The 18698-nt window shown below is 70.9% G+C and carries 16 protein-coding genes and 2 pseudogenes; 11 read left to right on the forward strand and 7 right to left on the reverse strand.

From position 1 onward, the window contains the following. Nucleotides 1-287 precede the first annotated feature (287 nt). Nucleotides 288-1349 (reverse strand): hypothetical protein, encoded by a 1062-nt coding sequence (locus F1615_RS26905; RefSeq protein WP_244328868.1) that lies wholly within the window; start codon nt 1347-1349, stop codon nt 288-290. Nucleotides 1350-1682: 333 nt separating this feature from the next. Here F1615_RS26905 and F1615_RS36515 point away from each other — a divergent pair, with 333 nt between their 5' ends. Beyond that, nucleotides 1683-3074, forward strand: a complete 1392-nt coding sequence (locus F1615_RS36515; protein ID WP_244328869.1) for a NucA/NucB deoxyribonuclease domain-containing protein — start codon at nt 1683-1685, stop codon at nt 3072-3074. A 57-nt stretch (nt 3075-3131) separates the two neighbouring features. Here the strand turns inward: F1615_RS36515 and F1615_RS26915 are convergent, their stop codons facing one another. Continuing rightward, nucleotides 3132-3593, reverse strand: a complete 462-nt coding sequence (locus tag F1615_RS26915; RefSeq protein WP_149551633.1) for a hypothetical protein — start codon at nt 3591-3593, stop codon at nt 3132-3134. Nucleotides 3594-3757: 164 nt separating this feature from the next. On the opposite strand from F1615_RS26915, the pseudogene F1615_RS26920 reads away from it, so the two are divergent. The 5 genes and pseudogenes from F1615_RS26920 (at nt 3758) to cpt (ending at nt 7503) form a co-directional block, all read left to right on the forward strand. After that, a pseudogene (locus F1615_RS26920) lies at nt 3758-4608 on the forward strand (helix-turn-helix domain-containing protein). Continuing rightward, a complete protein-coding gene (locus tag F1615_RS26925; protein WP_149551634.1) occupies nt 4605-4811 on the forward strand; it encodes a DUF397 domain-containing protein in 207 nt (68 codons plus the stop codon). The pseudogene F1615_RS26920 and the gene F1615_RS26925 overlap by 4 nt, the downstream one beginning before the upstream one ends. Before the next feature lie 198 nt (nt 4812-5009). Continuing rightward, complete coding sequence (locus tag F1615_RS26930; protein WP_149551635.1) at nt 5010-6089, forward strand: hypothetical protein; 1080 nt, start codon at nt 5010-5012, stop codon at nt 6087-6089. Nucleotides 6090-6281: 192 nt separating this feature from the next. Beyond that, a pseudogene (locus tag F1615_RS26935) lies at nt 6282-6929 on the forward strand (CocE/NonD family hydrolase); the annotation flags it as partial. A gap of 52 nt (nt 6930-6981) precedes the next feature. Continuing rightward, nucleotides 6982-7503, forward strand: a complete 522-nt coding sequence (cpt, locus tag F1615_RS26940) for a chloramphenicol phosphotransferase CPT (protein ID WP_149551699.1) — start codon at nt 6982-6984, stop codon at nt 7501-7503. A 19-nt stretch (nt 7504-7522) separates the two neighbouring features. On the opposite strand, the gene F1615_RS26945 is transcribed toward cpt, so the two are convergent. From F1615_RS26945 to F1615_RS26955, 3 genes are all read right to left on the reverse strand, one after another. Further along, complete coding sequence (locus F1615_RS26945) at nt 7523-8230, reverse strand: ester cyclase (RefSeq protein WP_149551637.1); 708 nt, start codon at nt 8228-8230, stop codon at nt 7523-7525. A gap of 106 nt (nt 8231-8336) precedes the next feature. Beyond that, nucleotides 8337-9113 (reverse strand): SDR family NAD(P)-dependent oxidoreductase, encoded by a 777-nt coding sequence (locus F1615_RS26950; RefSeq protein ID WP_149551638.1) that lies wholly within the window; start codon nt 9111-9113, stop codon nt 8337-8339. 94 nt (nt 9114-9207) lie between these two features. After that, nucleotides 9208-9888, reverse strand: coding sequence for an MOSC domain-containing protein (locus F1615_RS26955; RefSeq protein WP_149551639.1), 681 nt, complete (start codon nt 9886-9888; stop codon nt 9208-9210). Between the two features lie 90 nt (nt 9889-9978). Between F1615_RS26955 and F1615_RS26960 the strand changes: the two genes are divergently transcribed. Next, the gene (locus F1615_RS26960; RefSeq protein WP_149551640.1) at nt 9979-10890 is read left to right on the forward strand and encodes a LysR family transcriptional regulator; all 912 of its coding nucleotides are present in this window, start codon (nt 9979-9981) and stop codon (nt 10888-10890) included. A 77-nt stretch (nt 10891-10967) separates the two neighbouring features. Here the strand turns inward: F1615_RS26960 and F1615_RS26965 are convergent, their stop codons facing one another. Further along, nucleotides 10968-11300: a WhiB family transcriptional regulator gene (locus F1615_RS26965; RefSeq protein WP_037939537.1), complete on the reverse strand. Its 333-nt coding sequence runs from the start codon at nt 11298-11300 to the stop codon at nt 10968-10970. A gap of 379 nt (nt 11301-11679) precedes the next feature. On the opposite strand from F1615_RS26965, the gene F1615_RS26970 reads away from it, so the two are divergent. From F1615_RS26970 to F1615_RS26985, 4 genes are all read left to right on the forward strand, one after another. Then, on the forward strand, nt 11680-12291 hold the full coding sequence (locus tag F1615_RS26970; protein ID WP_003948568.1) for a response regulator transcription factor: 612 nt from the start codon (nt 11680-11682) through the stop codon (nt 12289-12291). A gap of 912 nt (nt 12292-13203) precedes the next feature. Next, nucleotides 13204-13791 carry a sigma-70 family RNA polymerase sigma factor gene (locus tag F1615_RS26975; RefSeq protein ID WP_093767456.1) on the forward strand — a complete coding sequence of 196 codons (588 nt, stop codon included), beginning with the start codon at nt 13204-13206 and terminating at the stop codon, nt 13789-13791. A 160-nt stretch (nt 13792-13951) separates the two neighbouring features. Then, nucleotides 13952-15457, forward strand: coding sequence for an IMP dehydrogenase (gene guaB, locus F1615_RS26980; protein ID WP_149551641.1), 1506 nt, complete (start codon nt 13952-13954; stop codon nt 15455-15457). A 130-nt stretch (nt 15458-15587) separates the two neighbouring features. Continuing rightward, the gene (locus tag F1615_RS26985; protein ID WP_149551642.1) at nt 15588-16712 is read left to right on the forward strand and encodes a GuaB3 family IMP dehydrogenase-related protein; all 1125 of its coding nucleotides are present in this window, start codon (nt 15588-15590) and stop codon (nt 16710-16712) included. Between the two features lie 547 nt (nt 16713-17259). Here F1615_RS26985 and F1615_RS26990 read toward each other — a convergent pair. Then, nucleotides 17260-18468 (reverse strand): nucleotide sugar dehydrogenase, encoded by a 1209-nt coding sequence (locus tag F1615_RS26990; protein ID WP_149551643.1) that lies wholly within the window; start codon nt 18466-18468, stop codon nt 17260-17262. Between the last annotated feature and the right edge of the window lie 230 nt (nt 18469-18698).

Genomic DNA, 18698 nt, shown 5'->3' on the forward strand with positions numbered 1-18698 from the left:
TTGCTGCGGTCGAACTCCGTGATGTTGATCTTCACGCCCGAGGTCTTGAGCGTGGTCATGGATCCGGGCCGCCCCGCAGCACCCAGGCGCGGTCGTCGAGCAGGGCGTACGCGGCGATGAGGAGGTTGCCGGTGAGCCGGTCGAGTCCGGCGTAGCCGAGGTCCTTGGTGATCCAGGTTCCGTCTTGTCGTGACGCCCCTTCTGCCGGCTGTTGATGCCGGGTGAAGCGGTATTCCGTATGCGTGGCAGGCGAAGGGCCGTACCAGATGCGGTTGCGAGCGGCTTGTTCAGTACCAGGCGGTTGAGGTTCGGCTCCCTACGGCTGGTGAGGGTGAGGCGGCCCGGTTGTCCTGCTCGGATGAGTCCCTTTCGCCCGGCGCCCCGCGAAGGAGCCGATGGTGGACGGTCCGGGACGGCGATGAGCCGAGGCAATGGCGACAGAGGGTTTCGTCGCCGGTCGGCCTGAAGAGGGTCGCCTGTACGTGGTCGCCCTCGCATTCGCGGAGGGCGGCGAGGCGGCTGGACGAGCGTGCGGGGGTGGACCGTTCGGCGGTCGGGGCGCCGTTGCCGGTCGGGGTGGACTCGGGCGGCACGTCGCGGAGGAGGTAGCGCAGGAGGCCGCCGGGGCGGTGGACGGGGGTGCCGTCGTCGGGGAGGCCGCGCAGGATGTGGGTGCGGACAGCGGCGGGGGTGTGGCCGACCGCGAGCCAGCGGGAGACGAGGCGGGCCAGTTCGTCGTGCATGCCCCGGGGGATGCGGCGCAGGTCGGGGGAGAGGTGAGGGAGGGCGGCGACGAGGGCGCGGGCGGCTTCGGGGGCCTCGGTCGTCTCCGGGTCGGGCTCGGGCTCCGGGGCCGGGTCCGGCTGCCGCTCCGGCTCGGCGGGACGGTGGGAGGTGTTTTCCCCGGGGTCTTTCCTCGGATGACCGTCGGTGAGCGGAGGGGTCGGAATGCCGACGGTCGGAATGCGGGGACTCGGAGCGACCTGCGGTGACGCGTCGGCGGAGGGTGTGTGGACGGGCAACCGGGCGAGGATCTTCGCGGCCTCGGTGGCGCTCAACGGCACGTTGGAGACGAGCTGTTGGGTCACCCAGTGACCGCCGGGCCCCTGGAGCCGCCGCTCGTGCACGAAGCCCTCCTCCTTGAGCTGCCGCTTGGCCCGCGTGAAGGCGCACGCCCCGATGCGGGCGCGCTCGGCGGTGCGCGACAACGACTCTCGCGCCCCGTCGGGGAGGGAGAGCTGCCAGGTCAGCAGCCGCACGGCATCGGAGGACAGCCGGGGGTGCCGAATGAGGTCGTGGGAGAACTGGGAGAAGGCGCGAGGGGGCGCGATATGGTGCCGGTAAATCACGGTGGGAGCCCTAACTTCCACTGGTGGTCCAGGCCCTCGCGGACGGTTGCACCCGTCGCGGGGGCCGATTTGTTGTGACGGTACCGCACGGAGCGTACGTGTGTGGACGCGTTGAGTGAAGAGATCGAAGCTCGCTGTTCGACCCGCCGAACCATGGCGGTCCAGCCAACTACTGCTGCGATCACGTCAATCCACCCTCCTGAAGCCCAATATCGATCATTTATTCGATAGATCTGGTGATCGACCCGGTGGCGGGCAACAGGCCCGGCACCGTCCGAGAACCGGGGGCTTGACCGAATGCAGCGGGAATCGTTCAGACGTACCGGCATACAGATGCTGGCCGTGACAGCGGCGGCCGCCGTCCTGCCGATGGCGGCGCCCTCCACGGCCGGCGCGGACACGAGGGCGGATCTGCGGGTGGAGTCCTACGTGCTGCCCGCCGGTGCGGCAATACCGTCACTGGAGGAACTGCAAAGCGCAGAGGGCAGGGAACGTCTTCGCCGAACGGCCACGGCGGCGGAGCCGGGGGCGGCGCTGGCGCAGGAGACGGTGGGCCCGGCGGCCTCGTCCGCCCCGCTGTCCCGACGCCCGTCCGGATCACCGCCGGCGGACGCCACCACAGGGGTACAGCAGCGCGCCGCCCTGGGTCCGACGGCCACGGCGCCGGAGCCCGCGCGGACGATGACGTACGACGAATGCGTCAAGGGCCTGGGCAGCGACAAGAAGTTCTACGTCAAGTCCCGCTTCGCGGTGTGCAACGGGGCGTCCTTCCTCCAGACGTGGACACGCAACGGCCAGCCGGTCGGCACCAGCATGTTCAACGTGCGTGCGGTCGGCACCATCGCCAAGAACAGCCGCACCATCACCTTCCAGTACTACTTCACCGACTTCACCACCGCGGGCACCACCGGCGCGGCCGCCATGCCGATCACGACGAAGGCCGACATCCCGCAGAGCTGGCCGTCCGGTGCGCGCTACACCCGCGGCGGGAGCATGCCGGGGACGAAGACGTTCACCCAGCTCAAGGCGCAGCGGACGTTCAAGGACACGGTGACCGCCAAGCCCGGACAGGGCAGCGGATCCGCCGACCTCCTCTTCGCGGTGTACGAACCGGCCATCAGCTACACCCCGCCCGCGCCCTGGAAGCTGAGCGGTGCTCTGGGCGGCAAGCTGTTCATGCTCGCCCCGCGCTGGGATGCCGCGTCGTACCTGGCCAACTCCACCGGCGGCGGCACTCCTGCCAAGAAGGGGGCGGCCACCTTCAGCTACGTGCCCACGCTCACCTACAGCGCCAAGGCGGGGGCCGAGGAGCGGGGCGTGGCCCAGCACATCAAGACGGCGTTCACCGTCCCGCAGGACACCAAGCCGTACATGTCGGCCAAGAAGGTGCCGGGCCAGAGTGCGAAGGATCCGTTGCACCGGCTGGTGAACAAGACCCGCAAGGACGACAACCGCAAGGCGGCGGTCAAGCAGTGCAAGCGCTACTGGGGCGCCAATTACACCCAGGGCGGCAAGCTCGAGTGCGACGAGTACCCCTTCGCCACCACCTACGAGGGTGCCGCGGAGGCGGACCACGACTCGGAAGCGAAGAAGTTCAACTTTTCTGTGAAGCCGATCCCCGCGGCTGAGAACCTGGCGGGCGGCAACATCCTGCGCAGCTTCTACGCGAAGAACCGCATCATCGACGGGATGGACGACGGGTTCCTCGTGAAGATCCGTTCCTGACCCCGACGGCGGGCGGACGGGCGGGACGGCATCCGGCCCGCCCCGTCCGTGCCGCGGTCACGGCTTGGCAGGCCAGAACTGCACGAGATACCTCTCCACGTCGTGCCCCGTGCCCTCACCCTCCGACAGGGCGGCGGCCTCGGCACGGCCGACGCAGTGCGCCCGCACGTGCCACGAACCCGGAGAGCCCAGCGCGAAGGTCTCCGTACGCCCCACGCTCCCCGACCAGACTGCCACCTCTCCGCTGGTCGACTCGAACTCGGCCTCGCCCTGTTCGTCCCAGGCCGAGGGGTCCTGCTCGGGAGGCGGTCCGTCCCACACCTCCACGATGAGCGTGGCGGTATGGGTGTGGCCACCGCTGTAGAAATCGAGGCGCCCGGGGAACCCGTTCAGGAACACGCCGGACTCGTAGTCGTCCGGAAACGGCATCGGCAGTTCACCGTCGTCGGACTCCTGAAGCGCGAAGGCGTGATACCCCACATCCGCGTTCACACGCTGCTGCCGGACAAGTTGCGCCACGAGCACCCCTTCGGGATTCCGGTGCCGGTTCCTTGCCGGAATGGTAGGCCGGGGGTTCACCCGTAAGCCGGAACTTGTCCGATGTCGGGGATGGTTGGAGTGCGTCCGTCCTACGGTGCGAGCACGGGTGACCGGTGGACGGATGCGCTGAGGGGGCGGGTGCGATGGAGTCGGGAGCGGACTCGGGCGCGGGCGTGGAGGGCGGCACGGGCGCCGACTCCAACGGGGAGTTCCTGCGCTGCTTCGGCCGCCAGATGAAGCTGCTGCGGGAGGCCGCGGGGCTGACGCAGGCGCAGTTGGGCGAGCGGGTCGGGTACGGCGAGGCGCAGATCGCGGCGGTGGAGCAGGGGCGGCGGATTCCCCGGCCGGAGCTGGTGGACGCGGTGGATCGGGAGGTGGGCGGTCGGGGGGTGTTGGTGGCCATGAAGGGGGAGGTGGCTAAGGCTCGGTATCCGGGGTTCTTCCGGCGGTACGCGGAGCTGGAGGGACAGGCGGTCGAGTTGCACGCCTACTCAGACCACGTGGTCAAGGGCATCTTGCAGACGGAGGAATACGCACGCGCGGTCTTCCGCATGTGGCGTCCGCTGTTGGACGAGGAGACGATCGAGCAGGGCGTGACGGCGCGGATGGAACGCCGAAACCTTTTCGCACGTCGGCCTGCTCCGTTGCTGAGCTTCGTCATCGAGGAGCATGTTCTGCAGCGACCTCTCGGAGGCCCGGAGGTGCTGCGGGGCCAACTGGAACAACTGCTGCTTACGGGCACGAGCGCAACGTGGAGTTGCAGGTCATGCCGACGCGGCGCGACGAGCACGCGGGACTGGCGGGCCCCTTCACATTGATCCATCTCGCCGGTCAGCGCAGGATGGCTTACATGGAGGTGCAGGACACAAGTGCCCTGTACGCGGACCCGAAGAAGGTCAGCCCGTTGGAGGCGACGTACAGAATCCTCGCGGCGCAGGCGTTGACTCCCCGGGAGTCGCTGGCCTTCATCCAGAAGCTGTTGGGAGAGCCATGAAGACAGGCAGCCCCGCACCTGCCGCTGGCGAACTGCGCTGGTTCAAGAGCAGCTACAGCGCGGGAAACGGCGGTGATTGCGTTGAGGTCGCGGACGCCGGTACGGCCGTACTGATCCGCGACTCCAAGTGCCCGGACGTGGCGGTCCTCAATGTGCCGTCCGCCCAGTGGACGGCGTTCGTGCGGATGGCCGCAGGCGTCTGAGTCGAACGAGGTGCGGTGGGAAGCCGTTTGCGCCGCTCCCCACCGCCCCTCACTCATGCCCGAAGGGCACGTCTTGCCCCCACGTGCCGGCGCGCACCGGACACGGGGTCCGTCGCGTATGCCACCTCGGCCGGAACGGCGTCACCGGTGGCACGAAGGGCGGTCGGCCCTGTCAGTGGGGCCCGATACCTTCTGCCCATGTCGATCACCGCACAACTGCGCGATTCGGTGAGGCTGCCGGGTGGACGCGCACTGGTCAACGGCTTCGCACTGGAGAGCCGTGGGGACGGTTCGTGCCGCGCCCTCCTCCGGAACGGGCACGAGCTGGAGGTCTACGACCTCCGCGGGCTGTTCGCGGGGGAGCGCGCGCCATCGGTCGTCTTCCCCCTTCCCTGGCCAGGGTGGGACTACGGCGTCCACTCGGTGAGCCCTGACGGCGCGTTCGCGGTGTTCTCGGGGCAGCGCGCGGTACGGGCCGTGGGCGCGGGCGGGGAGACGGTGTGGGAGTACCGGCACGGCTGCTGGGGCCCGGAGCTCGGTCATCCGCACACGGGGGACGAGCAGCAGGTGTGCCGGGGTCTGGAACACGGCTCCTGCCGGGTCTCGGACGACGGCCGGCTCGTGTGGGCGCACGTCGTCGCGGAACCGGCGCCGGGCGAATGGCAGGAGCGCTGGGTGGTCCTGGACGCCCGCGACGGACGGGAGTTGGCCTGGCTGCCGCTGGTGGACAGCGCGGCGGCCGGTTCGCACCACCTCTCCCACCCGGATGGTGTGCACATGGGACTGTGCATCGGCATGGGTCAGGACGGCATCCTGCTGCACTGGGCGCGCCGGGACGGCGAGAAGCTGACCGGCTGGGACGTGAACGAGGGCCTGGACCGCATCCTGACGGACGTCCACGCGGGACATCCCGGCTTCCTGACGGTCGAGCACTACGGAGCGGACCTGCGCCTGCACGCCCTGGACGGCACGGTGATCGCCGAGCAGGAGCCCGAGTCGGCCGACGAAGAGGACGAGACCTGCTGGGACTACGGCTGCGGCTTCGTCGACGCCGATACCGTCATCGCTTCGACGGTCGAGTCCGACGAGGAGCTGGAACGGGCCCGCCACTGGCTCCTCGACGCCCACACACTGCGCATACGCGGGGTGGTCACGTATCCGACGGGCCCCGTCGACAGCTACGTACGCCCGCTCGGCGACGGCACCTGGCTCACGTACGACGACGAGAGCGAGACGCTCAACCGCTGGGCGCAGACGGTGACGCCCGGGACTAGGTGACCCGCACCCTCACTCTTCCGGCGCAGCTCGGCATGGTCGCTGCACCGCGCGTTCCCGGACCCGATTCTGTGTTCTGCGGCTCCACCAGGCGTGCAGCTGTCGTCGGCTCGGCGGAATCAGCAAGTCCGTCGCCGCACAGGACGGGCCAGGAGACGACGGGCCCGAAAACCGACGGCTCCGCTCCAACTTGCGGTGCGCGTGCACATCGGCGGCGAGAACGCCTGGCGCGACCTCGACGACTGGCCGCCGGCCACCGCCGCCACCCCCTGGTATCCCACCGCGGACGGGCATCTCACCCGGCAGGCCGCCACGGACTCCGTGCCGCTCACGACGTTCCGCTACGACCCGGCCGACCCCACCCCGTCCCTCGGCGGTCCTCTGCTCTCCCGCGGCGCCGGCCCACGCGACAACGGCGCCCTGGAAGCCCGGGCCGACGTCCTGACGTTCACCGGCCCGCCACTGACCGAACCCGTGGACATCGTGGGCCCGGTCTCCGCGCGGCTGAGCATCTCGACGGACACCGGGCACGCCGACATCTTCGCCCGCCTGTGCGACGTGGACGCGGCGGGCCGCTCCGTCAACGTCTGCGACGGGCTGGGCCGGATCCGGACGGCCGGAGACGCACCCTCGCAGGTCACCGTGGAGATGAGCGCCACCGCCCACCGCTTCGCCGCCGGTCACCGCATACGCTGGCAGATCAGCGGAGGTGCCCATCCGCGCTACGCCCGCAACCCCGGCACCGGGGACCCGCCGGCGGACGCCACCATGTTCACACCGGTACGCATCACCCTTCACGCGGACTCGGCACTGACCCTCCCCCACAGCACCGTGCGCACGTAATTCACTGCGTGCGGGGCGTGAGGCGTCCTACTGTGGCGCCGTGACGACGCGGATGATCATCCTCAATGGCGGGTCCAGCTCCGGGAAGTCCGGGATCGTGCGGTGTCTGCAGTCCGTACTGCCGGATCCCTGGCTGGCGTTCGGGGTCGACTCGTTCGTCGACGCGCTCCCGGCGAGGCTGCGGGAGTCGGACGCCGGGCTCGGCGTCGCGGCGGACGGCACGGTGAGTGTCGGGGCGGAGTTCCGGGCACTGGAGGCGGCCTGGACGGAGGGCGTCGTGTCGATGGCCCGCGCGGGCGCCAGGATCGTCGTCGACGACGTGTTCCTCGGCGGGGCCGCCTCCCAGCAGCGGTGGCAGAAGGCTCTCGACGGGGTGGACGTGCTCTGGGTCGGCGTCAGGTGCGAGAGTTCGGTCGCCGCGGCCCGGGAGGTCGCGCGGGGGGACCGGGTGCGGGGGATGGCCGCGCTGCAGGCGGACGTGGTGCACGAGGGGGTGTTCTACGACCTGGAGGTGGACACCACACACACCGAGTCCCTGGTGTGTGCGCGCACCATCGCCGCCCGCGTCGGTTGACCGGCGGAGCCTCGACGGGTCAGAGGTCCGCGGGTTCCAGCGCACCCAGCCGCGCCATCAGCCCCAGCCGGTCGTACTCCCACCAGCCCTCGACGATCTTGCCGTTGTCGCCGAAGCGGAAGATGGTCGTGCCCGTCATGGAGACGTCCTTCCCCGTCGCCGGGATGCCGAGGAAGTCGGCCCTGTGGGTGGCCTTCCAGTTCCACCGGGTGCACACCCGGTCGCCCTCGGCGATCTGGTCCTCGACACGGAAGGTGAAGTCGAAGCCGCCGCGCCACTCGTCCAGGTCGCGCCGGAGGTGGTCCAGACCGAGCACGTCCTGCTCGTTGGCCGGATCGTGGCCGTGGTAGTGCTCCTCGACCAGGCCCGTCAGGGGGGACAGGTCGTCCGAGGTGACCGCCACCTCGAAGAAGCGCCGCGCCGTGTCCGTGTTCAGCTGCGCGTCGCGCACCACGTCCAGGTCCGTGAAGGTCGGCGTCTCCTCGCAGAGCGCCACCATGTCCCGGAAGATCCTGTCGGTCTCCGGGAGCCGCGAGTTCCGCATCGCCTCCTCGTACGACGGGAACTCCACGATCTCGACGACGTGCGACGCGTCCGAGCGGTCCTTGCCGACCACCGCGTGCGTCGCCGTCCGCTTCCCCTTGGTCTGCTCGACCCACCGGTCCATGAGCCGGTCCATCTCCTCGAACCGGCTCGTCCTGCAGTCGATGAGCTGTACGAAGGTCATGACGTCGCCTCCGGCCCCCCTGCGTCCGGGTTGGTCCTGTCAGCACCCATTTTCCTCCGGACGGCGGGCCACGTCCCGCTGTGGCCGCGCCTCCGCCCCCGCGCAGCTACCGGGTGGGGCCGTACTTCCGTCCCGTCCGCGACGAGAGCCCGCCCAGCAGCCCCCGCGGGACCAGCTTCGCCGCTCCCATCAGCGCCTTGTACCGGGGGTCCGGGATCGACACCGTCCTGCCCCGCGCCAGGTCCGCCAGCGCCGCCGAGGCGACCTTGTCCGCGTCCAGCCACATCCAGTTGGGGATGTTGTCCGTGCCCATCCCGGCCCGCTCGTGGAACTCGGTGCGCACGAAGCCGGGGCACAGCGCCATCAGGCGTACGCCGTGGCCCGCCAGGTCCACCGCCGCGCCCTGGGTGAACTGCACGACCCACGCCTTGGACGCCCCGTACGTCCCGCGCGGCACGAACGCGGCGGTCGAGGCGACGTTCACGACGCCTCCGCGCCCGCGCTCCCGCATCGCCTCCACCGCCGCGGACGTCAGCCGGAGCACCGCCTCGCAGTGCACCTTGAGCATCCTCAGTTCGTCGGCCATGGGGACCTCGAGGTAACGGCCCTTGTTGCCGAACCCGGCGTTGTTGATCAGCAGGTCGACGGGGTTCTTGCGGTCACCGAGGCGGTCGGCCACCGACTCGATGCCCTTGTCCTCCGCCAGGTCGGCGGTCAGCACCTCCGCCTCGATGCCGTGGCGGTCGTGCAACTCGGTGGCCTGTTCGTGCAGCCGGCGCGTGTCGCGGGCCACCAGCACCAGGTCATGTCCGTCGGCCGCCAGCCGCCGCGCGAACGCGGCACCGATCCCAGCCGTCGATCCCGTAATCAGAGCCGTTGTCATGACGCAAGAGTAGTTACCCGGAGGGGAGCCGTCCGCTCAGTGCCGGTCCCGTGCCGGTCCCGTGCCGGTCCGGTGCCGGTCCAGTGGCGGACCGTCAGGCCGTCGGCCGCGCTCCGTACTTCTCCACGTACGTCCGCGCGGCCGCGATCGCCTCCGGATGCAGTGCCTCCCCGGCCGCCAGGAGCCGGGGCAGCAGCGTCCGCTCGGTCGTCACCGCGCGGAACTGCAGCGCCACCGTCACCTCGTGGTCGGGCCGGTGCAGGATCCGTACCGCGTCGCCCGCGCGTATCTCACCGGGCCGGACCACGCGCAGGTACGCCCCCGGCGCGCCCCGCTCCGTGAACCGCTTCACCCAGCCCTTCTCACCCAGATGGCCCTGGAAGGTGCGGCAGGGAATGCGCCCGGAGGTGATCTCCAGGACCACCTCGGGCCCGACGGCCCAGCGCTCACCGATCAGCGCGCCGGACACGTCGATGCCCTCCGTGGTGAGGTTCTCGCCGAACGAGCCGTTCGCCAGCGGGCGCCCCAGGGCGCGCTCCCACTCGTCGAGGTCCTCGCGGGCCACGGCGTAGACCGCCTGGTCGTCCCCGCCGTGATGCCGCGTCTCGCACACGGCGTCCCCCTCCAGACCGCTCGCGCCGAGCCCCTTCGGCCCCGGCGCGGCCACCCGCACCGGTCCGTCGGCAGGCCGCTTGTCGATGCCGGTCACGCCCTCGCGCTGGTCCGTGTAGGGCACGGCCCTGGGCTGCCCCAGGTTCACAGACAGAAGCTTCATGCGTCGCACGGTAGGCGACCGGCATCAAAGCGTCGACGCATTTTCCCCCGGCCGATCAAAGGACGGCTTATCCCTGGTTATCCTGGAAGGGTGATAGAAGCCCGTCACCTCCGCGTGCTGCGCGCCGTCGCCACCACCGGTTCCTTCTCCGCGGCGGCCCGCGAACTGGGCTGCACCCAGCCGGCCGTCAGTCAGCAGATGAAGTCCCTGGAGGCGTCCGTCGGTACGCCCCTGCTCATCCGCACCGGGCGCGAGATGCGCCTGACCCAGGCGGGCGAGGCGCTGGTGCGGCACGCCGCGGGAATCATCGCCGGGCTCACCGCGGCCGAGGAGGAGGTCGCCGCGATCGCCGGGCTGCGCGCGGGCCGGGTCCGGCTCGTCTCCTTCCCCAGCGGCAGCTCCACGCTCGTCCCGACGGCCCTCGCCGCCCTGCGCGACGCCCACCCGGGCACCCGCGTCTCCCTGGAGGAGGCCGAACCGCCCCGGTCCGTGGAGATGCTGCGTGAGGGCGACTGCGACGTGGCCCTCGCCTTCCGGTACGAGGGGGCGGCCGGCGCCGAGGAATGGGACGACCTCGTCGTGCGGCCGCTGCTGTCGGACCGGCTGGTGGGGCTCGTGCCCGAACGGCACCGGCTGGCCCGCGCGGAGTCCGTCGCCATCGGCGAACTCGCCGACGAGCCCTGGATCGCCGGTTGCCCGCGCTGCAGGGGGCAGTTGGTGGAGGTGTGCGAGGCGGCCGGCTTCTCGCCGCGCATCGACTTCGCGACCGACGACTACCCTGCGGTCGCCGGTCTGGTGGGCGCCGGACTCGGGGTCGCGGTCCTGCCCCAGCTGGCCATCGAGTCCGTACGGCCCCGAGGTGTGCGCACCGTGGCACTGGAGCCCGCCGTGCGGCGGGAGATCGTCGCGCTCACCCTCCCGGACCTCGCTCAGGTGCCCGCGGTCACCGCGACGCTGGAGAAGCTGGCGGCTGCCGCGGCCCGGGGACAGAACACCCGGTGACAGAACAGGTGACAGAACACCTGGGCACAGAACAAGGGCACGCGTGCGTGCCCGATGTTTTTTGAAGAAACGTTCCTTCAGTTGTTCGAGGCGGTGGTGTGTCCGCCACCGGCCGATGCCGACACCAGCCGGTTGCGCGCCCGCCCCATCAGCTCTTCGCGCTCGTCCTCGGTCAGCCCGCCCCACACGCCGTACGGCTCGCGAACCGCCAGCGCGTGTGCGGCGCACTCGGCGCGCACCGGGCACCTCATGCAGACCTCTTTGGCCGAGTTCTCGCGAGCGCTTCGAGCCGCACCACGCTCACCCTCGGGGTGGAAGAAGAGCGAGCTGTCCACCCCGCGGCAGGCGGCCAGGAGCTGCCAGTCCCACAGGTCCGCGTTCGGTCCGGGAAGGCGGGAGAAATCTGCCATTGCGTGACCCCTTGTAGCCGTTCTGGGCGGATCCGGTGTCCACGACCGTACAACTACGATCCAAGGAGATGAAAATATGACTCATTGCGAATCTAGCCCCGGACACCATCAAAGGGGAAGAAAAGGGTCTGAATGGGGCATGGGTGTGGTGAAAGTTCGAAGGTCCGTCGCGCATGTCTGCACCGTGAACGCCTCCTCACGTAGAGTGCCGAAGACTGCAGACGGCCCCGTAACCCTTTCGAGTGACCGTCGTTGAGAGTGCGAGGCGGTTGAAAGAACAAGCGCTCGGGCCGGCGTCCGAGACGGTCGACCGCACAGGTGACGATTTCGTACCAGCCTGGAGGCTCAAGGTGACGCGCATCAGCTGCGGAGGGCGGCCATGACTTCCGTCCTCGTCTGCGACGACTCCCCGCTTGCCCGAGAGGCGCTCCGCCGCGCGGTCGCGACCGTGCCCGGCGTCGAGCGCGTGACGACGGCGGCCAACGGCGAGGAAGTCCTCCGCCGCTGGGGTGCCGACCGCTCGGATCTGATTCTGATGGACGTACGCATGCCCGGCCTGGGCGGCGTCGAGACGGTCCGCCGGCTGCTGTCCGCCGACCCGGGAGCGCGCATCATCATGCTCACCGTCGCCGAGGACCTCGACGGTGTGGCGCTCGCGGTGGCCGCCGGCGCGCGCGGCTATCTGCACAAGGACGCCTCGCGCGCGGAACTGCGCGCCACGGTCACGCAGGCGCTCGCCGACCCGACCTGGCGGCTGGCCCCGCGCCGGCTGCGCTCGGCCGAGATGGGCGCGGCGCCCACGCTCACGGCGCGTGAGATCCAGGTACTCGAAGGCATGAGCCACGGCCGCTCGAACGCCGAGATCGGCCGCGAGCTGTTCCTCTCCGAGGACACGGTCAAGACGCACGCGCGTCGGCTCTTCAAGAAGCTCGGCGCCTCGGACCGGGCCCACGCGGTGGCGCTCGGGTTCCGGTGGGGCCTCGTGCGCTAGGGCCCGTCCTTCGGACCGGGCCGGATGCGGCGTACGACATCGAGCGCGGGCCGGTGAACGGGGGCACACGGACGCCCCCGCCCGGGACCGCGTCACGAGGGGCGCCGGGAACGCGTGGGTGCCAGGGGCGCGCGGTGACGCGGGTGTTCTCCGCGCGGCGCGCCACGGTGCGGGTACATGCCGCGCGGCACCCGGCGACGCGTGTGCGCGGGTGCCGAGGCTCGGGTGGTGGCGCGGGCGCGTGGGTGTCGTGCGCGTGGGGCGGGGCGATGTGTGCTGCGGGTGCCCGGGGTCCACTCGGGCACGGCGGAGTGGACAACCGGATGCTGCCCCCGTTGCGCGCTGCGTATGCCCGGGTGGCTGCCGGTGCCCGGGTGGGTTTTCGTGAGCACGGTGACGGGAGTGCGGCGCCTCGCTCGCTGGGCGGCGCGAATGCGGGGCTGCCCCTGCCCTACGGCACGGTAGATGTCCCGGTGCCGCCCGCACGTGGCGCTTCCCACGCCGGCGACACGCGCGCGTGTCGCCATGGGGCCGGCGCCGCGGGTGTCCGGGCGACGTACGGGCACCCCGCGCGGTGCGGCGGGCGCGTCCGGTTTCCGGCAGCGCGGGGCGCCGGGCCCGCCGGCGGCGCCGTGCGGGGGCGGACGCCAGGTTCCGATGCCCGACGGGGACCTCGCGCGAACCGCACCGAAACCCCGGCCCACCAGGGCGTCCGCGGTGGCCGGAGGACGCCCGCTGCTTGTTTCGCCGCGGATGACGCATCCTTGAGGTGTGGAGTTCCTCGGGGACGAGTCGGTCGAGCGGAAGGGGAGGGCGCAGGGTATGAGTTCCGGCGCACCTGCTCATAACGCTTCGGTGCACAACCAGGGACACGGTGCCGCGGACCCGACGTCCGCAAGGCACCATGGACCGATGCGCGACGACGAGGCGGGCACTGCCCATGGGGCGATCGGTGCGCTCGTCCATCGCGCGGTCGACGGAGACGAGCAGGCCACGCACGATCTGCTCGCCCACGTCCACCCCCTGGCCCTGCGCTACTGCCGCACCCGTCTGTCCCGGCTGCCCGGCGACGCCCGGCACTTCGTCGAGGACCTCGCCCAGGAGGTCTGCGTCGCGGTGCTGCTCGCACTGCCCCGCTACAAGGACACCGGCCGGCCCTTCGAGGCGTTCATCTTCGCCATCGCCTCCCACAAGGTCGCCGACCTCCAGCGCGCGGCGATGCGGCACCCCGGTTCGACCGCCGTGCCCTCCGACGAGATGCCCGAGCGCCCCGACGACTCCCTCGGCCCCGAGGAGCGCGCCCTGCTCAGCAGCGATGCCGAATGGGCCAAGAAGCTGCTGGCCAGCCTGCCCGAGAACCAGCGGGAACTGATCCTGCTGCGCATCGCGGTGGGGCTCACGGCGGAGGAGACCGGTCAGATGTTGGGAATGTCACCCGGGGCCGTCCGGGTGGCCCAGCACCGCGCGCTGAGCCGGCTGCGTGCCCTGGCGGAGCAGTAACCCCCGCCGTCGCGCCGCCCCTTCGGCCCATGAACGGACGATCAGCCGTTCCCGTACGAACATACGAAGCCGGGAGCCGTGCGGAACCGTGGAATGAGACACCCGCGCTTCCCGTTAGCATGGACATCCGCACCGATCAAGGCCATTTGGGGAAGGTGTCATGACTGCCAACGTCGACGGAGTGCCCGGAAAATTCGCGACACTCGGGCTGACCTACGACGACGTGCTGCTGCTGCCGGGCCCGTCGGACATGGCACCCGACGAGATCGACACCGCCTCGTACGTCTCCCGGAACGTGCGGGTCAACATCCCGCTGCTGTCCGCCGCCATGGACAAGGTGACCGAGTCCCGCATGGCGATCGCGATGGCCCGTCAGGGCGGCGTCGGCGTCCTGCACCGCAACCTGTCCATCGAGGACCAGGCCAACCAGGTCGACCTGGTGAAGCGCTCCGAGTCCGGCATGGTCACCGACCCCATCACCATCCACCCGGACGCCACGCTCGCCGAGGCCGACGCCCTGTGCGCGAAGTTCCGCATCAGCGGCGTACCGGTCACCGACGGCAACAAGAAGCTGCTCGGCATCGTCACCAACCGTGACATGGCCTTCGAGACCGACCGCTCCCGCCAGGTGCGCGAGGTCATGACGCCGATGCCGCTGGTCACCGGCAAGGTCGGCATCTCCGGCCCGGACGCCATGCAGCTGCTGCGCCGCCACAAGATCGAGAAGCTTCCGCTGGTCGACGACCAGGGCATCCTCAAGGGCCTGATCACGGTCAAGGACTTCGTGAAGGCCGAGCAGTACCCCAACGCCGCCAAGGACGCCGAGGGGCGTCTCCTGGTCGGCGCCGCGGTCGGTGTCGCCGGTGACGCGTTCGAGCGCGCCCAGGCCCTGATCGAGGCGGGCGTCGACTTCATCGTCGTCGACACCGCGCACGGCCACTCCCGGCTGGTCGGCGACATGGTCGCCAAGATCAAGTCGAACTCCTCCGGCGTCGACGTCATCGGCGGCAACATCGCCACGCGCGACGGCGCCAAGGCCCTCGTCGACGCGGGCTGCGACGGCATCAAGGTCGGTGTCGGCCCCGGCTCCATCTGCACCACCCGTGTCGTCGCCGGCGTCGGCGTCCCGCAGGTCACGGCGATCTACGAGGCCGCGCTGGCCGCCAGGGAGGCCGGTGTCCCGGTCATCGGCGACGGCGGTCTGCAGTACTCCGGCGACATCGCCAAGGCCCTCGTGGCGGGCGCCGACACGGTGATGCTCGGCTCGCTGCTGGCCGGCTGCGAGGAGTCCCCGGGCGAGCTGATGTTCATCAACGGCAAGCAGTTCAAGTCGTACCGCGGCATGGGCTCGCTCGGTGCCATGCAGACTCGCGGCGACCGGAGGTCGTTCTCCAAGGACCGGTACTTCCAGGAGGGCGTCGCCTCCGACGAGCAGCTCGTTCCCGAGGGCATCGAGGGCCAGGTGCCCTACCGCGGCCCGCTCTCCTCGGTCGTCCACCAGCTGGTCGGCGGCCTGCGCCAGTCGATGTTCTACGTCGGCGGCCGCACCGTGCCCGAGCTCCAGGACAACGGGCGCTTCGTGCGGATCACCTCCGCGGGCCTCAAGGAGAGCCACCCGCACGACATCCAGATGACGGTCGAGGCACCGAACTACAGCCGCCAGTAGACGCGCGGGCTTCGGCGAGGGCGGCTCCGGACCATCCGGGGCCGCCCTCGCCGTACGTCCGGGGCGGTGGGCGCCGTGGTCGTCGGGGATACTGGGAGGCGCTGCAACGCATCAGGGAAAGGCCACAGACGTGACTGAGATCGAGATCGGGCGCGGCAAGCGCGGCCGCCGGGCGTACGCCTTCGACGACATCGCCGTCGTCCCCAGCCGCCGTACGCGGGACCCGAAGGAGGTCTCGATCGCCTGGCAGATCGACGCCTACCGCTTCGAGCTGCCGTTCCTGGCCGCTCCCATGGACTCGGTCGTCTCGCCGGCCACGGCGATCCGCATCGGTGAGCTCGGCGGCCTCGGCGTGCTGAACCTCGAGGGTCTGTGGACGCGCCACGAGGACCCGCAGCCGCTGCTGGACGAGATCGTGGGCCTGCCCGCCGAGGCGGCCACCCGTCGCCTCCAGGAGATCTACGCCGCTCCCATCAGGGAGGAGCTGATCGGGCAGCGCATCAAGGAGGTGCGCGACTCGGGCGTGGTCACCGCCGCCGCGCTCTCCCCGCAGCGCACCGCCCAGTTCTCCAAGGCCGTCGTCGACGCGGGTGTGGACATCTTCGTCATCCGCGGTACGACGGTCTCGGCGGAGCACGTCTCCGGCTCGCACGAGCCGCTGAACCTGAAGCAGTTCATCTACGAGCTCGACGTCCCGGTGATCGTCGGCGGCTGCGCCACCTACACGGCGGCCCTGCACCTCATGCGCACCGGCGCGGCGGGCGTCCTGGTCGGCTTCGGCGGCGGCGCCGCGCACACCACGCGCAACGTGCTGGGCATCCAGGTGCCGATGGCCACCGCGGTCGCCGACGTGGCCGCCGCCCGCCGGGACTACATGGACGAGTCCGGCGGCCGGTACGTGCACGTCATCGCGGACGGCGGTGTCGGCTGGTCCGGAGATCTGCCCAAGGCGATCGCCTGCGGCGCGGACGCGGTCATGATGGGCTCCCCGCTGGCCCGCGCGACGGACGGTCCGGGCCGGGGCAACCACTGGGGCATGGAGGCCGTCAACGAGGAGCTGCCGCGCGGGCAGAAGGTCGACCTCGGCACGGTGGGCACGCTGGAGGAGATCCTCACCGGCCCGTCCCACACGCCCGACGGCTCGATGAACCTCTTCGGCGCCCTGCGCCGCGCGATGGCCACCACCGGCTACAGCGAGCTGAAGGAGTTCCAGCGCGTCGAGGTGACGGTGGCGGACTCGCAGCACCGGCGGTAGGGCTCGCGGGCTTCTGTACGGCACGAAAGGGGCCGGTCACCTGGTGAGGTGACCGGCCCCTTTCGCATGTCCGGGGCGCGCGTGGTGCTCAGGGGGCGCGCGGTTGCCTTCGGGGTAAATCCGTGCCGACGGAGTGAATCCGGTCGGCAACGTCTGTGCCCGGCGACCCAGTTCTCTGGGGCGCCCCCTTCCAAGGAGATCGTTTCGGGACCCCGGCCCTCGGGGCCCGGCCCGAATTCCAGGCGGACCGCCTACCGGGCTGATGGCGGCATCGTGGAAGGGGGCGCGCCATGGGCCGTCACCGCAAGCCCACCGCCTGGGACCGGATCCGTCTGCGGATGGTGAAGTTCCGGAGGAGGTGCATCTTGTGGATTCACGGAAAGTGAGCGGCCACCCCCAGGAGAGCTAGGGGTGGACACTCCGTTCACTTTCAGGGGCCTGCCGCAGTACCCGCTGCGGCAGGCTCCGCCTGTTTTCTACCGTACCCGCGCAATGCCCCGCCCACCACCAACCCCTGTGGCATGGACGGCGCCCGCGCGCCCCCTCCTCACAACCGGTGCGCCGCCCCCGTGGGCGTCGCCCCCCGCGTGTCCAGCAGCAGCTGGGCCTTCACCGACAGGCCCTGGAGGTCGTAGGTGCGGTGCTGCTGGAGCAGGATCGTCAGGTCGGCCTCCGCGGCTGCCTCGTAGAGGGAGTCCGCGCGGGGGACGGGGCGGTCGAGGACGTTCCAGGACGGTACGTGCGGGTCGTGGTAGCTGACGGAGGCGCCCAGCTCCATCAGGCGGACCGCGATCTCGTGCGCGGGGCTGCCCTGCTGGTCGGCCAGGTCGGCCTTGTAGGTGACTCCGAGGAGCAGCACGCGTGCGCCGCGCGCGGACTTGCCGTGCTCGTTGAGGAGCGCGGCGGCGCGCTGCACGACGTAGCGCGGCATGCGGCTGTTGACCTCCTGGGCCAGTTCCGCCATGCGCAGCGTGCGGCCCGCGTGGGCGGTCAGGTCCTGGGGGACGGCGTGGCCGCCGACGCCGGGGCCGGGGCGGAAGGCGTGGAAGCCGAACGGTTTGGTCTCCGCGCAGCGCAGGACGTCCCACAGGTCGATGCCCAGGTCGTGGCAGAGGGCGGCCATCTCGTTGACGAGGGCGATGTTGACGTGCCGGAAGTTGGTCTCCAGGAGCTGCACGGTCTCGGCCTCGCGCGGGCCACGCGCGCGCACCACCTTGTCGGTGATCCGGCCGTAGAAGGCGGCGGCCGACTCCGTGCAGGCGGGGGTGAGGCCCCCGATGACCTTCGGGGTGTTGGCGGGGGTGAAGTCGCGGTTGCCGGGGTCGACGCGGCTGGGGGAGTGGGCGAGGTGGAAGTCGCGCCCCGCGCGCAGACCCGAACCCGACTCGAGCAGGCGCAGCAGGGGTCCCTCCGTCGTGCCCGGGGGCACGGGGGACTCCAGGATCACCGTGGTGCGCGGGCGCAGTCGCGCGGCGAGGGTGCGGGCGGCCGTCTCGACCTGGCCGAGATCCAGCCCGCCGTCCGCCCCGCGCGGGGTCGGGGCGCAGATGACGGCGGTGCGCACCCGGCCGAGCTCGGTGGGGTTGGTGGTCGTGCGGAAGCCCTGCGCGAGCATGCGGCGCTGTTCGGCGGCGCTGAGGGAGCCCGCCTCGGGGCCGGTCCGGTAACCGATGGTGGGGATACCGGCGGCGACGGCGGCCTGGGCCAGGGGCAGTCCGTACGGGCCGAGTCCGATGACGGCGAGATCTGCGGGCATGGCGTGGGCCGTCCTTCCCAATAACCGGAGTGCGACAGGTACGCAAGCGCTGTGGACTGGACAGGCGAGCGCAATGTCAGACTAGGAGTAAATATGACCGATATGCGGGATTGATCGGTTGATTTTCGGTGAGTCGTTCCGCAGGCGTTGTCCACAGGCTGGGGGCGCGTGTGGCTGAAGTCGGGCAAGCCGGTCAGAATTTGGGCATGAGGGTGGGAGACCGGGCTTCG

This window comes from Streptomyces marokkonensis, from assembly GCF_008312835.1.
GTDB classification, from domain to species: Bacteria; Actinomycetota; Actinomycetes; order Streptomycetales; family Streptomycetaceae; genus Streptomyces; species Streptomyces marokkonensis_A.

Coding starts and splice junctions, on each gene's coding strand:
- F1615_RS36515 (WP_244328869.1), top strand. CDS start 1,683: ATGCTGGCCGTGACAGCGGCGGCCGCCGTCCTGCCGATGGCGGCGCCC.
- F1615_RS26925 (WP_149551634.1), top strand. CDS start 4,605: ATGAAGACAGGCAGCCCCGCACCTGCCGCTGGCGAACTGCGCTGGTTC.
- F1615_RS26930 (WP_149551635.1), top strand. CDS start 5,010: ATGTCGATCACCGCACAACTGCGCGATTCGGTGAGGCTGCCGGGTGGA.
- cpt (WP_149551699.1), top strand. CDS start 6,982: ATGATCATCCTCAATGGCGGGTCCAGCTCCGGGAAGTCCGGGATCGTG.
- F1615_RS26945 (WP_149551637.1), bottom strand. CDS start 8,230: ATGACCTTCGTACAGCTCATCGACTGCAGGACGAGCCGGTTCGAGGAG.
- F1615_RS26950 (WP_149551638.1), bottom strand. CDS start 9,113: ATGACAACGGCTCTGATTACGGGATCGACGGCTGGGATCGGTGCCGCG.
- F1615_RS26955 (WP_149551639.1), bottom strand. CDS start 9,888: ATGAAGCTTCTGTCTGTGAACCTGGGGCAGCCCAGGGCCGTGCCCTAC.
- F1615_RS26965 (WP_037939537.1), bottom strand. CDS start 11,300: ATGGCAGATTTCTCCCGCCTTCCCGGACCGAACGCGGACCTGTGGGAC.
- F1615_RS26970 (WP_003948568.1), top strand. CDS start 11,680: ATGACTTCCGTCCTCGTCTGCGACGACTCCCCGCTTGCCCGAGAGGCG.
- F1615_RS26975 (WP_093767456.1), top strand. CDS start 13,204: ATGCGCGACGACGAGGCGGGCACTGCCCATGGGGCGATCGGTGCGCTC.
- guaB (WP_149551641.1), top strand. CDS start 13,952: ATGACTGCCAACGTCGACGGAGTGCCCGGAAAATTCGCGACACTCGGG.
- F1615_RS26990 (WP_149551643.1), bottom strand. CDS start 18,468: ATGCCCGCAGATCTCGCCGTCATCGGACTCGGCCCGTACGGACTGCCC.